Here is a 14,469-nt window from a genome sequence, read left to right on the forward strand (position 1 = left end):
GCGGGAGTCTAGGCGGCTCGGTCCCGCGGGCGAAGCGTCAGCCCAGGGCGTCACGGCGGCGGATGAGTTCCTGGAGTTGCTCGTCACGACGGTCGGCGTCCGCCCTGACCAGCCCACGAAGCGAGGTGTCGTAGACGGACCTGGCTTGCTCCGGCTCGCAGTCCAGAACGGCTGCGATGCGGGCGAGCGCCTCGTCGTCCGACACCGCGCTCCCGATCACCTCGGCGATCGCGGGCCAGGACTGACGAGCGGCGGCTCGCAGCCGCTCCGCCTCGATCTGTCGGTCGTAGGCTCGGCGCTCGGTCGCGGGGTCGGCCCGGTGGTGATTCTGCTTGGCGAGCTGACGACCGACCATCTCGGCCGTCAGCTCGACGCGGAGCGGTTCGGCGAGGCGTAGCCCGAGTTCGACGACCACGACGTGGAGGTCGTAGGGGCGGGGCTCCAGCGAGTTGCCGCCCGACTGCGGCTGGAGCTGCACCGGGACACGGGTGACCTCGCCGGGGTCGAGCGGGACGGCGCGGTCCGCCGCGGAACCCATCCATCCGAAGGAGAATCCGGTCTCGCCGGGCGCGGTGAGGGCCCCGACCGCTCGGAACCCCTCGCTCTCCGGCGTCCATCTGGTGGTACCCGCGTTCACGATGTCGATGACGAGGTCGCTCGGATCGGCGATCTCCGCGACGAACGACGGCCACCGCAGCTCCAAGCCCTGTCGCCGCTCGGCTCGGCTCGGTCGAAGGTCCATGGTGTTCGGGTGGACGCGCACCAGCGGAAGCTGCTCGCTCGGATGCACCTGCGCCACGCGCCAGGTCCGGTGGTCCGCGTCGACCGGCGAACCGAGGTACACCGCACTGCTCTCCATCCGGCGGAGCACCCGCCAACCATCCGACGGTGCCTCAACGGCGGTGGTCTCATCGATGCCGCAAGCCAGTTCGTCCGCCAGCGCCGGGAGTGTCGTGCCGTCGCCGGTGAGTGCACCGCCATCGACCTCGAGGTCCCCGATCCGTGGTGCGTCATCCATGGAAGCCATGGTCGATCGTCCCACGTCGGACCATGATCGGGCTCAGTGGCTGACGTCTCCGACAGCCACGCTCAGGTGTCGATGCGGTGGTCCTGGATGGATTCGTAGGTGACGCGGAGCGACTCCGCTGCGACGTCGTAGCGACGCTGGGCGACACGGATGAACAACAGGTCGACGAGCGCGAGTTGCGCGATGCGCGAGGACATCGCCCCGGAACGGTAGCGGCTCTCCCTCGCCTGCGTCACGAGGACGAGGTCGCAGCGGCTCGCGATGGGGGAGTCGGGGAAGTTCGTGATGCACACCGTCGTCGCCCCCGCGGCACGGGCGAGTTGCATCGCCTGCTCGGTCTCGACCGTGAGACCCGAGTGCGAGATGCCGATGGCGACCCCGCCCGGCCCGAGGAGGGCGGCCGACGGCAACGCCAGGTGGGCGTCGACGAAGGTGTTGGCCGGCATGCCGATCCGGTAGAGCTTCTGGTGGAGGTCCTGCGCGGTGAGGTTCGAGGAGCCGAAGCCGATGATGTCGATCCGCGGCGCGAGGAGCAGCGCGTCTACGACCGCGTCCAGGGCGTCGCGGTCGAGCGAACGGGCGGTCAGCTCGATCGCCTGCACCTCCTGGTACGCGACCTTCGCGACGACCGTCTCCACCGAGTCGTCCGGGTCGATGTCGGCGTCGTCGACCTCGAACCGGTCCCGCTCCGCCTGCTCGCGGCTCGTCGACGTCGCGACGGCCACCCGGAACTCCCGGTACCCCGTGTACCCGATCGTCTGGCAGAACCGGGCCACGGTCGCCTGCGAGGTGCCGCACGCCTTCGCGAGCTCCGTGATGGTCAACTCGACGACGAGCGACGGGGTGCCGATGATCGTCTCGGCGACGCGCGTCTCGGCGGCGCTCAGGCGTGGGATCGCCTGGCGGAGCACGAGCAGCGCGTCAGTGGACATCCGAGGCGGCCCCCGTCGACTGGGTGGCCGTATGGGCCGCGATGGCCGCGCTGAGGGAGCCGTCGCCGCTGCGGAGGCGGGCGACTGCTTCATCTGCGGCGATGCCGGTCACGAGGACGAGGATAGCGGCCTTCACCCAGCCGTCGACGGATGCGAGTGTCGCAGCGGCCGTGGCGGCGTCGACGTCGGTGGCCAGCATGACCGTCCGTTCCGCGCGCGCCCGCAGCTTCTCGTTCGTCGCACGCAGGTCGACCATGAGGTTCCGGTACGTCTTCCCGAGTCGCACCATCGAGATCGTCGACAGCATGTTGAGCACGAGCTTCTGCGCCGTCCCCGCCTTCAGCCGCGTCGAACCGGTGAGGAGCTCCGGACCGACGACCGCCTCGATGCCGATGTCGGCGTCCCGTCCGAGCGGGGAGCCCGCGTTGCACGACAGGCCGATCGTGATCGCGCCGACCGAGCGCGCGTCCTCGAGGGCGCCCAGGACGTAGGGCGTGCGGCCCGACGCGGAGACCCCCACGACGGCGTCGTCCGCAGTGATCGACAGCGACGCCAGATCCGCGCGCCCGAGGTCGTCACGGTCCTCCGCGTTCTCCACCGCCTGCTGGATGGCGCCGGGGCCACCCGCGATGAGCCCGACGATGAGCCCGGGATCGGTGCCGAAGGTCGGTGGGGCCTCGCTCGCATCGAGGATGCCCATACGGCCCGCCGTGCCGGCTCCCAGGTAGATGAGCCGACCACCGCGCCGGAGTCGGTCGACGATCGCATCGACGGCCGCCGCGATCTCGGGGGCCACCGCGGCGACGGCCTTCGGGACGGACCGGTCCTCCTCGTTCATTGCCTCCACGAGCTCACGCGTGGTGAGGGCGTCGAGGTCGGGGACGCGTTCGCCCACCTGCTCGGTGGACATCGTCGCGAGCTCGGCGCGGAGGGAGTCCCTGACGGAGGAACCCTCAGACAGCGTGGACATCGTCGCGCACGACCCTTCCGGCGTAGGAGATCGCCGTGTCGAGGGCCACGAGCCTGGCACCGTCCAAGGCGTCGCCCCGAGGCCCGACGAGGTCGACGCCGACCTCGCGCATGGCCGTCGCGAGGTGGGCGGCGAAGTAGGGCTGGGAGGCGATGCCGCCGACGACGCACACGGCACCGCTACCGGCCGCGGCGGCGCTCGCCGCGAGGTGTGCACAGGCGCCGTCGACGATGCCCGCGGCGACCTGGTCGCCCTGCTCTGCCCGGGCGATGACCGTCGGGGCGAAGGTGCCGAGTTGGCGGGCCGGTGCTCCGGTGCTGGAGACCCAGAGCGGAAGCGCCGGGATCGTGCCGGCGAGTGCCTCGGCGTCCGCGAGGAGCGCGGTCGCCGGGCCGCGACCGTCGAACGCGCGCATGCACGCCTCGAGGCCCTCCTGCCCGATCCACCGACCGCTGCCCTCGTCGCCGAGCCAGGGCCCCCAGCCGTCGATCTGCCTGACGGCACCCGCAGCGTCGACGTCGAACACGACGGCACCGGTCCCGGCGATGAGCACGGTGCCCGGGCCACCCGCGAAGGCGCCGGCGTGGGCTGCGAGGGCGTCGTTGACGACGGCGATCGTGGCACCAAGCGCCAGGCGGAGCTCCGCGGTGAACGCGGCGACCTGGTGCGGGGCGGCTTCGACCCCTGCGGCGCCGATCCCGACGTGCCGGACTTCCGCCAACAGAGCCGCCGGGAGCTGCGAGACCGTGTCCATGACCGCCCGAGCCGAGAGCTCGGCACCCTCGTGGTCGGCGAGGCCGGGCGCGCCGTGGCCGTGGGCTTCGGCGAGGACGGTCGGCTCCTCGGCGGAACCGCCCGTGATGCGGGCGCGGCAGGACGTCTTCCCGAGATCGATGGCGAGGACGGGTGGTGCGAGGTGGGTCATGATCCGTTCCGGTGGTGCTGGTGGTGCGATGGTGCGGCGGTCGTCCCCGAGGCGAGCAGCTCCGTGACCCGGTCGGCCGAGGCGCGTGAGGCTGCGAGGCAGTCGATGACGGGGAGTGGGAGCCGGAGGTCGTCGGCGAGCGGCAGACCGACGCTCACGACGACCGCGTCGGTCCGGATGGCCGCGATGCGCTCCACGGCGAGCCGCTGCGGGCTGCCGTCGTCGAGGCGGTCCGCCAGGAGGGCGACGCCGTGTTCGGCGGGGATCGTCTCGAGCAGGAGGGACAGCTCGTCCGAGGGGGACGCCTCCGCATGGGGATCCGGAGTGCGGAGACTCGGGCCGGCATCGAGCCGCGTCACCTCGAAGCGTTCGGCGAGGGACTCGGCGAACGGGTCGTGCGCTGAAGCGACGGCGAAGGTCGGCCGGTCGCGGAGGTCGACGAGCGTGATCGCCGAGGCGTCGACGGCGACGTCGCCGCGGACCCGCACGACGCGGCGGATGGCGTCGGCGAAGCGCCCTTCGACAGGCTCAGGGACCGGGGATGCCTCAGGGACCGGGTCGCCGGTCCCTGAGCCTGTCGAAGGGGCGACCGTCGCAGCGAGCCGCGCGACGCGGGCGGCCGCACGCTCGACGATCGCGCGGTCGAGACCACCGTCGGTGATCGCGGCGCAGACCGCCTCGAACACCTCGAGGTAGTCGTCCTCGTCGGTGGTGGCGCCCTGCTTCGGTCCGAGGTTCGAGGGGTTGCCGATGCAGAGCAGGTCCACGCCGGCCTCGAGCGCGAGGACCGCCCCGCGTCCGGAACCGGTGGTGGAACGGATCGCGGCCATGTCGAGCGCGTCGGAGATGATGACGCCGTCGAAGCCGCTCTCGCGAAGTCGGCGGAGCGGGATCGGGTTGAGGGTCGCCGGTGCGTCACCGAAGGCGGGGACGACGATGTGGGCGGTCATGACGCTTGCGACCCCGGCCCCGATGGCAGCCTCGAACGGTGGCAGGTGCTCGGCCTCGAGCTCCTCCAGCTCCAGCTCGATGCGGGGGAGGTCGAGGTGGGAGTCGCTCGCGGTGTCGCCGTGGCCGGGATAGTGCTTCACGCACGCGGCGACCCCGCCCGACTGCAGACCCTCGACCATGGCGGCGACGTGGCGAGAGACGAGCGCCGCGGTGGTGCCGAACGAGCGCACGCCGATGACGGGGTTCGCCGGGTTGGTGTTCACATCGGCGACGGGGCCGAGGTCGACGTTCGCCCCGGCCGAGCGGAGTCGGCGCGCGAGCTCGGAGCCGACGGCCCGGGTGGTCTCGACCTCGTCGAGCGCACCGAGCTGGGCGTGCCCCGGCAACGTCGATCCGGTGAGGGCCTCGAGCCGGGAGACGTTGCCGCCCTCCTCGTCGACGCCGATGAGGATCTCCGGCCGGTGCGCGCGGAGCGTCGCAGAGAGGGCCTCGACCTGCGCCGGATCGGCCGAGAGGTTCTGGCCGAAGTAGACGACACCGGCGAGGCCGCCGTCGAGTTCGCGCAGCAGCCAGTCCGGGGCGGTCCGGCCGAGGAACCCCGGCCAGAGGACGCCACGGACCAGCCGGGCGACGTCGGGGTCGGTCATCCTTTCACCGCTCCGGAGACGAGGCCGCCGGAGAGGCGTCGCTGCACGAGGATGAAGAAGATCATGACCGGGATCGTGATGATCGTCGACGCCGCCATGACCGAGCCCCAGTCGTTGGAGTTCAGCCCGAAGAACTGCTTGAGGCCGATGGCGACCGTGTAGTTCTCCGTCGAGCCGCCGAGCAGGGTCATCGCGAAGATGAACTCGTTCCACGCGGTGATGAAGCTGAACACGCTCGTCGCGACGAGGCCGGGGGCCACGAGCGGGAGCATGATCGAGCGGAACATGCGCCACCAGCTGGCGCCGTCGAGGAACGCCGCCTCTTCGAGCTCCACCGGGACCGCCGCGACGAAGCCGCGGAGCATCCAGATGCCGAACGGCAGGGCGAGGGCCACGTAGACGATGATGAGCCCGAGCAGCGTGTTGAGCAGCTGCAGGTCGCGGATCTGCACGAACAGCGGGATCACGAGCGCCTCGAGCGGCACCATCTGCACGACGAGGATCATGAGCAGCACCGCGGTGCGGAACTTGAACCGGAAGCGGGCGACCGCGACCGAGGCGAGGAGCGCGACGGCGGCGGAGATCAGCACCGTCGCACCGGCGACGATCGCGGAGTTGCGCAGGAAGACGGCGAATCCGCCGTCGGTCAGGACCGACTCGAAGTTCGTCAGCGACAGCTCCTTCGGGAAGAAGGACTGGCCGCCGCTCGACGCCTGCGCGTCGAACGCGCTCGACAGCATCCAGTACGCCGGGAACAGCGTGAACACGAGGAGCAGGGCGACGAGGACCGCCTTGACCGTGTTGGAGCGGATCTTCCGACCGCTCGCCTTCCGGTGCATGGGGACCTGCGGCTTGGCGGATCCGTCGGTTCCCGGTCCCTGAGCCTGTCGACGGGCGGTGGTGGGGGCGGGGGCGTGGGTTGTCACAGTTCGTCCTCCTTCATGAGGGCGCGGATGTAGACGATCGTGATGCCGAGCAGCACGAGGGTCAGCAGCACCGCGATGGCCGAGCCGAAGCCGTACCGGTTCTGCCCGAAGGACTCCACGTAGGACCACACGCCGAGGTTCAGCACCTCACGGTTCGAGCCGGAACCACCCGGCATGAGGTAGATCTGCGCGAACACCTTGAAGTCCCAGATCGTCGACAGGATGATGACGACGGAGAACACCTGGCGCAGCGACGGGAAGGTGATCTGGAAGAAGCGGCGGAACGCGCCGGCCCCGTCCATCTCAGCGGCTTCCAGCATCTCCTTGGAGACGCCGAGCAGGCCGGCCAGCACGGTGATGGCCACGAACGGGAACCCGTGGTGGATGACGTTCAGCAGCGCGATGCCGTAGAACGTGAACTGGTTGGTGAACCAGTTGAAGGGCTCGTCCATGAGCCCGGCGCCCATGAGCGTCTGGTTGACGATGCCGCGGTCGGCGTCGAAGATCCAGACCCACACGTAGGTGCCGGTGACGGCGGGCATCGCCCAGGCGACCATGATGGCGCTGCCGACGATGGTGCGCCAGAAGGAGCCGAGGTTCGCCATGAGGAGGGCGACGAGGGTGCCGAGGACGACCGTGCCGATGACGGCGGCCGCCGCGAAGAAGACGGTGTTCGGGAGGACGACGGTCCAGAGGGTCGGGTCTGCGAAGACCTCGGCGTAGTTCGCCCCGCCGTTGAAGTTGGTGTCGCCGGAGACGATCTCGCGGAGGCCGTAGTCCTGCAGGGAGAACAGCACGACCCGGATGAGCGGCCAGAGCAGGAGGACGGCGAGGATGAGGAGCGCCGGCGTGAGCAGCAGCCAGGGGCGGGTGCGCATGAGGAGCCGCAGCCGCTTGGGGGAGGGGCCCCCGGCCACCCGCGAAGCGGGGGCTTCGCGGGTGACCGTGGGCGGGGTGAGGGTCGACACGATCGGCTACTTGCCGTTCATGATGTCGTCCATCTCGGTGGCGGCGTCGGTCGTCGCCTGGTCGACCGACTTGCTCCCGGAGAGGATGGCCTGGATCATCGCGTTGGTGGTCTTCTTCGCCTGCACCGCACCGAACTTCGGGGTCACGGGGAGGGAAGCGCCGCCGTCGACGAACTGCTCGGCGAAGGGCTTCACCAGCGGGTCGTCGCTCTCGGTCGCGTCGCTGAGCAGCGAGGTCTGGCCGGGGAAGTACCCGGTCTGCTCGGCCCACTCGGAGGCGTACTTGCCGGTCGTCATCATCTCGATGAACTGGAACGCGAGGTCCTTGTTCTTCGAGGTGTTGAACATGCTGAGGTGCGAGCCGCCGAGCACGGAGGGCGACATGCCGCCGTCCTCACCCGGGATCGGGATGGCGGCGAACTTGCCCTCGAGCTCCGGGTTCTTCTGCACGATGGTGGCCGGGGTCCAGGAGCCCATGATCGCCATGGCGACCTTGTCCTGCACGAAGTTGTCGAGGACGTCGGTCTCCTTCCAGGTGGTCGCACCCGAGGAGGAGAGGTCGTACTTCGTGGCCAGGTCGGTCCAGAACTGGATGCCCTTGCGCGAGTCGTCGCTCGCGAGCTGGGACTTCCAGGTGTCGCCGTCGAGCTCGGAGACCTCGCCGCCGGCGCCCCAGACCCACGGGTAGGCCGTGAACTCGGCGTCACCGGGGACGGGGAACGGGATCATGTCGGGCTTCGCGGCCTTGATCGCGGTTCCGGCGTCGATGATCTCCTGCCAGGTGGTCGGCGCCTTGAGGCCGAGCTCCTCGAAGACGTCGGTGCGGTAGACGATCGAACGGACGCCGGCGTACCAGGGCATGCCGTAGAGCTCGCCGTCGTAGGTGCCGGAGTCGGCGAGACCCTTGACGAGGTCGTCCTTCAGGCCGGCCTTGTCGACGTAGTCGCCGATCGGGGCGAGCGCGCCGGCGTCGGCGAACTCGGCCGTCCAGGTGGTGCCGGTCTCGGCGACGTCCGGCGTGGTGTTGCCGGCGATGGAGGTGACGAAGCGGTCGTGGGCATCGGCCCACTGCACGTATTCGACCTTCAGGGTGGCGCCGGTCTCCTTCTTGAAGGCCGAGCCGACCTCCTTGAAGAAGGCCTCGGAGTCGGGGTTGGTGCCCTGCATGATCCAGACGGTGAGCGTCTGGCCGTCGGCCGAGACGTCGCCTGAGCCGGATCCGCCACCGGCACAGGCGGTGAGGCCGAGTGCCGCGGTGGCGAGGACGGCCAGCGGAAGGGTGCGCTTGCGCATGGTGCTGCTCCTCGATTCTGGGATCGGGAGTCCGAGCCGTCGTTGGCCCGGGATCCGTGATGACCGTGGGGTCGATCCCTGCTGTTTTCAGTGGGTGTGGAAACAGTATTCAATAAGTACAGGGAGCTTGCAAATATTTTCCAGCACTGCAACACGGTCGTTACCTGCGTGACGGACGTGTTTCACGAAGCTGCGAGAACCGTGAGCGGACAGGGGTGTGCGGGGCCGCGCGAGCGGCCTCCCAGCGAGGCGCTCAGGCGGTGCGGACGATGATCGCGCGCATCGCCGCCGCGGCCGCGTCGCCATCGCGTCGCTCGACGGCGCTCGCCAGGTCCCGGTGCAACGCCGCGTCGTCGAGATCGATCGCACCGGCCGGAAGGCGGTCGACCCGATCCCGGAGGGCTGCGTCGATGGCGTCTCCGACGCGGTCGAGGAGCGGGTTCGCGGCAGCCTGCCGCAGGAGTCGGTGCAACCGGAGGTCGGCGTCGAGGAAGGCTGCGACGTCCTGGGCTGCCGCGGCATCGAGGAGCGCGTCGCCGATCGCCCGCAGCTCGAGCCCGGCCGCACCACTGCGTCGCTCCGCCGCCAGCCGGGCGCACTCGGGTTCGGTGGCGGTCCGGAGCTCACGGATCGCCAGCAGCGTCGCGTCGCGTCGTCCGCTCGCGAGCGACCAGCGGAGCACGCGTGGCTGCAGCCAGTCCCACCGCTCCGACGGCAGGACCGTGTGTCCGACGTGGGCCTTCCCCTCGAGGAGGCCGAGCCCGCCGAGGACGCGGGTCGCCTCGCGGACGACGGACCGCGAGTGCCCGGTCCGAGCGGTCAGTCCTTCGACCGTGCACACGGCGCCGGACGCCAGTCGTCCCTCGACGATGTCGGAGCCGATGCGGTCGAGCGTGCGTTCGAACGCCGAGGTACCCGGTCGGTCGGTGGCGGTCACCGGGCGACGGCCGGGCGGGTGGGGGAGATGACCAACTCGTCGATCCGGACGTGGGCCGGGCCGTCGAGGACGAAGGTGACCGCGCGCGCGATGTCCTCCGGGGTCAACATCGTCTCCCGCGCTGCGGCGTCCGGCACCTGTGGTCGCATCGAGAGGAAGGGGGTGTCGACGTCGCCGGGGCAGAGGTGCGTCGCGCCGACACCGTTGATCCCCTCCTCCTCGTTCAGCGTGGCGCAGAGGGACGACAGTGCGGTCTTGCTCGCGCTGTAGGCGACGCCGCCCTTCGTGGAGAAGCGCCAACCGGCGAAGGAGGAGATGACGACGACGCGGCCCTGTGCCGCACGGATGCCGGGCAGTGCGAGGTCGATCGCGCGCGCCACGGAGGTGAGGTTCGTGTCGACGATCGTCGCGAACTCGGCCATCGACTGGTCGTCCCAACGCCGACGCGGTGCGTTCGATCCCGCGGCCGTGACGAGGTCGTCGACCGTTCCGAACTCGGCGACGATGCGCTCGTGGGCGCGTGCGAGTGCCGCGGGGTCGGTCGCGTCGGCTGCTGCTGCGAGGGCCGTTCCGCCCGCTGCGGCGATCTCCGCCACCGTCTCGTCGAGCGCCTCCGCCCGGCGGCCGGTCACCGCCACCCGGCGCCCGGAGCGGGCCGCGGCCAGCGCGACGGCCCGTCCCATCCCGCTTCCGCCACCGGTCACCCACAGCACTCGATCCGTCATGGCTCCAGTGTAGGCACGGTCGACCATTCGTATGTTTTAATCGCCTGACGTGGACGGCGCTGCCGTGGTCCATGCCGCAGAGGAACGGAGACGACGATGTTGCTGGATCTGACGGACCGCCGGGTCATCGTGACCGGGGGAGCACGCGGGATCGGTCGGGCGCTCGCGGAGACGTTCCTCGCCGAGGGGGCGCATGTCGCGGTCCTCGACCTCGACGTCACCCCGCTCGACGATCTCATCGGCGCATGGGGCGACGCGCTCGCCGCCATCCCGTGCAACGTGCGGTCCGAGACCTCGGTGACGGAGGCGGTCACGGAGGCCGCTGCTCGCCTCGGTGGGATCGACGTCCTCGTCAACAACGCCGGCGTCAACGTCGAGGCGTTGCTCGAGGAGACGAGTGACGACGCCTGGACGGCGTGCTTCGACGTGAACGTCGGTGGGGTCTTCCGGATGTCGAAGGCCGTCATCCCCTATCTGAAGGAACAGGGGTCGGGCCGGATCATCAACGCGGCCAGCTTCGCGGCGATCATCCCGAGTGTCGGCAGCGCGGCGTACGCGGCGTCGAAGTCGGCGGTGGTGCAGCTGACGAAGGTCCTCGCCAGCGAACTGGGCCCGTGGGGGATCACGGTGAACGCCTATGCGCCAGGCATGGTGCCGACCGCGATGAACGGCTTCGCCGACTTGCCCGCCGATCGGCAGGACGCCTTGCTCGACACCCTGTCGCTGCGCCGGTGGGAGGAGCCGGAGGACGTGGCGAACGTCGTCCGCTTCCTCGCGAGCGACCAGGCCGGCTACGTCACCGGAGCGTTGATCGACGTCAGCGGCGGGAAGTTCGCGACCCAGTTCCCGGCTCGCGCCCGCGGCTGATCCACACGGATCCGGTGGTCATCGCCGGTCGATCGGCACGGCCGATTCCGCCGCGCCGAAAGCGACAGTCGTCGGGTCGACGCGCCCGGGGAACGGTTCCTGCGCGAGGATTCGCAGCCAGCCCGAAGGACGCTTACGATACCGTGGACGGCACATCCGGAGGCCCGCTGAGCGGGTCGTCGGACGGCAGTCGAGTGGGCTGACCGGGGCAGGTCCACACCCTGCATCATCGTCGGGATCACCATCTGGAGCAGAGGAGTTCGGTCAGCCGTGGCTTCACGAGTGCAAGTGTCCGAGCGTCGCCGATCGCGCGATGCGCGTCGAGGGCGCCACCGGGCCGCAGCACCGATCGAACCGTTCACCAGAGGGTTCAGCGCCCTCGGCGAGCTCGCCGCCTCGGGTGCGCAGGTCAGCCTCCGGATCAACGACATCACGACCGGCGAGATGCTCATGTCGGCCGACGACCACGTGGTCGTCCCCACCGCCTCGATCGGCAAGGTCCTGCTCCTCATCGAGGTCGCAGCACGACTCGGTGACGCCGACTTCAGCGGGCTCACCATCCTTGACCGCGAACCGCTCGACGCGGTCGCCGACTCCGGAATCTGGCAGCACCTGCAGGCGCCGTCCCTGCCCGTCGCAGACCTGGCGGCGCTCGTGGGTGCCACGAGCGACAACCTCGCCACGAACGTCCTCCTGCGTCACATCGGCCTCGAGGCCGTCCGGCACCGCGCCGAGGAGATCGGACTCAAGCGGACGGCGCTGCTCGACATCGTGCGCGACCACCGGGGTCCCGACCACGCACCCCAGCTCTCCGTCGGGTCCGCCCGCGAGCTCGCCTGGCTGTTCCAGGCCCTCGCGACGGGCGAGATCGTCGACGCGACCACGAGCCGGCGCGTGCTCGCGTGGTTGTCACTCAACACCGACCTCTCCCTCGTCGCCTCAGGGTTCGGCCTCGACCCGCTGGCCCACCGCGAACCCGACCACGGCATCCAGCTCTTCAACAAGACCGGTTCCGGCGTGGGAGTGCGCGCCGAGGCGGGCATCCTGCGCGGCCCGAACGGCGCCGTGAGCTACGCGGTGTGCACGAGCTACGACGACACCGAGCTCGGAACGCGACTCGGCGTCGTCGACGCCGTCCGCACCCTCGGCCAGGACCTCCTCGAATACGTGCACTGAGCCCGCCGGGTCCCTGAGCCCACCCGGTCCCTGAACCCACCCGGTCCCTGAGCCTGTCGAAGGGCCTCAGTCGATGCGCCCCAAGGTTGCCAGGCGCTCGAGCACCTCACGTCCGGCGGGCGGGCAGCGGTCGAGCGACTCCGTCCCCACCCAGTGCACCGCGCTCACCTCGGCCGAGGGCTGTGGGACCGCATCCGTCTCCGCCGCGAAGACGTGCATCCGGACGAGTCGGCCGTCCGGCTCACCGTGGGCTTGCGTGAGGACGGTGAACAGCGGCGTCACGCCTGCCGGGTCGAGGTCGATCGCGATCTCCTCGCGGGCTTCGCGCACGGCGGCCTCGGCCGGCGTCTCGCCCGCGTCGATCTTCCCGCCCGGCATGTAGAGGACGTCGCGCCCCCGGGCCGTGACCATGAGCACCCGTCGGTCCCGGACGATCGCGACGGCGGACACGAGGATGTCGGCGAGCGGTCCTCGCCCGCCGCCGGTCAGGTCGCTCATCGGGTCACCTCGCCGTCCGAGTCGGCGCGTGGGCGTCGCCGTTCGGCGAACCCGTCGACCGCCAGCTCCACCGCCTCCCGGAGCTCCTTCGTGCTCAGGATGACGAAGTGGCCGGGGACGGGCAGGAGCACGTTCGTCGCCCCGGGCAGCACGCTGCTCGACGGGACGTGCGGGTCGAAGGTGCTGTAGATCGAGACGATGTCGGCGTTCACGTCGTGGGGTGCACCGAGGGCCACGATGGTCTCGTCGGTCGGCAGGAACGCGCGGAGGCTCGGATCGACGACGTACTTGGCGAGCACCGACCCGGAGAAGGGCGAGCAGATCGCGACGACGCCGAGCAGCCCGAGACGTTCGCGATCGGTCAGCAGGAGTTCCTTCCCGACGAGGCCCCCTTTGCTGTGCGCGACGATGACGCAGCCCGCGTTCGGCTTCGGCAGCCTGCCGAGCGCCCGGGCGAAGCGGGCCGCGGTGTCCCGGATGGGCTTGCGGTTGTAGCCGAGACCGCGCGCGATGCGGATGCGGTACCCGGCGGCGTTGAGATGGTCGGCGACCGGCTTGAGGAACGCCCACGTCTCGTAGACGCCCGGGATCAGGACGACGACCGGGCGGCTGGTGTCGCCACGACCGTACTCCCGCGGGATCCGGCCGCTGAAGAAGGCCCTGGTGTGCCACACCACCGAGTGGATCCAGTCGACGGCGACGATCCCGGCGATCCTCAGTGCTCCTGGACGTTCCGCCACGGGTGGGGCGTCTGCGAGCGCGACATCGTCCGCATCCGCCACCGATTCCTCGTCCATCCGCACCCCCTCGTCCATCTTGCCACCGGCCGGCGCTGCCGCCGTCGTGCGCCGTGGTCGCTGCGCTCGGCCGGGGCGGCGCGAGCCCAGTGATCCTGCGGGAACGCGGGGTACGCTGTGTTGACAAGGCGACGGCGCGCTGCAAGCATGAGTCCGTTCGTCGAACCCCTATGCGCGAGGTGCACCCACATGACTGATCCGAACTCCGGCCAGCCGAACGACCCGTACGGTCAGGGCCAGGCTCCCCAGCAGCCGCCCTACGGCGAGTCGCAGGTCCCGCCGGCTCCGCAGTACGGGGAGCAGGCGCCGCAGTACGGTCAGCCCTCGCCCTACGGCGAGCAGCAGACGCAGCAGTACGGCGAGCAGCCGAAGTACGGGCAGCAGCAGCAGAACCCCTACGGCCAGCCGCAGGCTCCGTACGGTCAGCAGCAGAACCCCTATGGCCAGCCCGCAGCCCCGTATGGTCAGCCACAGGCGCCGTACGGCTACGCGCAGCCCGCCGGCCAGAAGACGAACGTCATGGCGATCATCTCGCTCATCGCGCCGTTCGTCGGGTTCGGCGTCGTCGGCCTCGTCCTCGGCATCATCGCCCTGGGTCAGATCAAGCGCACCGGTGAGCAGGGCCGTGGCCTCGCGCTCGCCGGCACGATCGTGAGCGGTGTGTCGGTCCTCGCCGGCGTCATCGTCATCATCTTCTACATCCTCATCTTCGCCGGCATCATGGGCACGGCGGCCACCTACGACTACGACAGCTACTGATCCACGGCCTGCTCGGCAGGCGGATCACGACGGGCATCGGCATCGCGCCGGTGCCCGTTCGTCGTTGTCGC

At 70.4% G+C, this 14,469-nt stretch carries 15 protein-coding genes; 3 read left to right on the forward strand and 12 right to left on the reverse strand.

Features of this window, described 5'->3' with window-relative positions; all coding sequences use genetic code 11:
* Positions 1 to 37: 37 nt before the first annotated feature.
* The 10 genes from QRN26_RS16070 to QRN26_RS16115 form a co-directional block, all read right to left on the reverse strand.
* Positions 38 to 1,018, reverse strand: a complete 981-nt coding sequence (locus QRN26_RS16070; protein ID WP_285037533.1) for a hypothetical protein — start codon at positions 1,016 to 1,018, stop codon at positions 38 to 40.
* 71 nt (positions 1,019 to 1,089) lie between these two features.
* Positions 1,090 to 1,959: a MurR/RpiR family transcriptional regulator gene (locus tag QRN26_RS16075; protein WP_056010603.1), complete on the reverse strand. Its 870-nt coding sequence runs from the start codon at positions 1,957 to 1,959 to the stop codon at positions 1,090 to 1,092.
* Positions 1,949 to 2,929 (reverse strand): N-acetylmuramic acid 6-phosphate etherase, encoded by a 981-nt coding sequence (murQ, locus tag QRN26_RS16080; protein WP_285037534.1) that lies wholly within the window; start codon positions 2,927 to 2,929, stop codon positions 1,949 to 1,951. The genes QRN26_RS16075 and murQ overlap by 11 nt, the downstream gene beginning before the upstream one ends.
* Positions 2,913 to 3,854 (reverse strand): N-acetylglucosamine kinase, encoded by a 942-nt coding sequence (locus QRN26_RS16085; protein ID WP_056782268.1) that lies wholly within the window; start codon positions 3,852 to 3,854, stop codon positions 2,913 to 2,915. Before QRN26_RS16085 ends, murQ begins: the two co-directional genes overlap by 17 nt.
* Positions 3,851 to 5,452 carry a glycoside hydrolase family 3 N-terminal domain-containing protein gene (locus tag QRN26_RS16090; protein WP_285037535.1) on the reverse strand — a complete coding sequence of 534 codons (1,602 nt, stop codon included), beginning with the start codon at positions 5,450 to 5,452 and terminating at the stop codon, positions 3,851 to 3,853. Before QRN26_RS16090 ends, QRN26_RS16085 begins: the two co-directional genes overlap by 4 nt.
* The gene (locus QRN26_RS16095; RefSeq protein WP_285037683.1) at positions 5,449 to 6,291 is read right to left on the reverse strand and encodes a carbohydrate ABC transporter permease; all 843 of its coding nucleotides are present in this window, start codon (positions 6,289 to 6,291) and stop codon (positions 5,449 to 5,451) included. The genes QRN26_RS16090 and QRN26_RS16095 overlap by 4 nt, the downstream gene beginning before the upstream one ends.
* 83 nt (positions 6,292 to 6,374) lie before the next feature.
* The gene (locus QRN26_RS16100; RefSeq protein ID WP_369796463.1) at positions 6,375 to 7,346 is read right to left on the reverse strand and encodes a carbohydrate ABC transporter permease; all 972 of its coding nucleotides are present in this window, start codon (positions 7,344 to 7,346) and stop codon (positions 6,375 to 6,377) included.
* 6 nt (positions 7,347 to 7,352) lie between these two features.
* Complete coding sequence (locus QRN26_RS16105) at positions 7,353 to 8,639, reverse strand: sugar ABC transporter substrate-binding protein (protein ID WP_056010615.1); 1,287 nt, start codon at positions 8,637 to 8,639, stop codon at positions 7,353 to 7,355.
* Positions 8,640 to 8,892: 253 nt separating this feature from the next.
* Entirely contained in the window at positions 8,893 to 9,576 is a 684-nt protein-coding gene (locus QRN26_RS16110; RefSeq protein WP_285037536.1) for a FadR/GntR family transcriptional regulator, read from the reverse strand.
* Complete coding sequence (locus QRN26_RS16115; RefSeq protein ID WP_285037537.1) at positions 9,573 to 10,301, reverse strand: SDR family oxidoreductase; 729 nt, start codon at positions 10,299 to 10,301, stop codon at positions 9,573 to 9,575. Before QRN26_RS16115 ends, QRN26_RS16110 begins: the two co-directional genes overlap by 4 nt.
* A gap of 96 nt (positions 10,302 to 10,397) precedes the next feature.
* Here QRN26_RS16115 and QRN26_RS16120 point away from each other — a divergent pair, with 96 nt between their 5' ends.
* On the forward strand, positions 10,398 to 11,168 hold the full coding sequence (locus QRN26_RS16120) for an SDR family NAD(P)-dependent oxidoreductase (RefSeq protein WP_285037538.1): 771 nt from the start codon (positions 10,398 to 10,400) through the stop codon (positions 11,166 to 11,168).
* A gap of 270 nt (positions 11,169 to 11,438) precedes the next feature.
* A complete protein-coding gene (locus QRN26_RS16125) occupies positions 11,439 to 12,344 on the forward strand; it encodes a serine hydrolase (RefSeq protein WP_285037539.1) in 906 nt (301 codons plus the stop codon).
* Positions 12,345 to 12,410: 66 nt separating this feature from the next.
* Here the strand turns inward: QRN26_RS16125 and QRN26_RS16130 are convergent, their stop codons facing one another.
* Both QRN26_RS16130 and QRN26_RS16135 read right to left on the reverse strand, forming a co-directional pair.
* Complete coding sequence (locus QRN26_RS16130; RefSeq protein ID WP_285037540.1) at positions 12,411 to 12,842, reverse strand: NUDIX hydrolase; 432 nt, start codon at positions 12,840 to 12,842, stop codon at positions 12,411 to 12,413.
* Positions 12,839 to 13,639 (reverse strand): lipase family alpha/beta hydrolase, encoded by an 801-nt coding sequence (locus tag QRN26_RS16135; protein ID WP_285037541.1) that lies wholly within the window; start codon positions 13,637 to 13,639, stop codon positions 12,839 to 12,841. The genes QRN26_RS16130 and QRN26_RS16135 overlap by 4 nt, the downstream gene beginning before the upstream one ends.
* Positions 13,640 to 13,828: 189 nt before the next feature.
* Between QRN26_RS16135 and QRN26_RS16140 the strand changes: the two genes are divergently transcribed.
* Complete coding sequence (locus QRN26_RS16140) at positions 13,829 to 14,398, forward strand: DUF4190 domain-containing protein (RefSeq protein ID WP_285037542.1); 570 nt, start codon at positions 13,829 to 13,831, stop codon at positions 14,396 to 14,398.
* Positions 14,399 to 14,469 lie beyond the last annotated feature (71 nt).

Origin of the sequence: Plantibacter sp. ME-Dv--P-095 (assembly GCF_030209365.1) — a bacterium.
Lineage (GTDB): Bacteria > Actinomycetota > Actinomycetes > Actinomycetales > Microbacteriaceae > Plantibacter.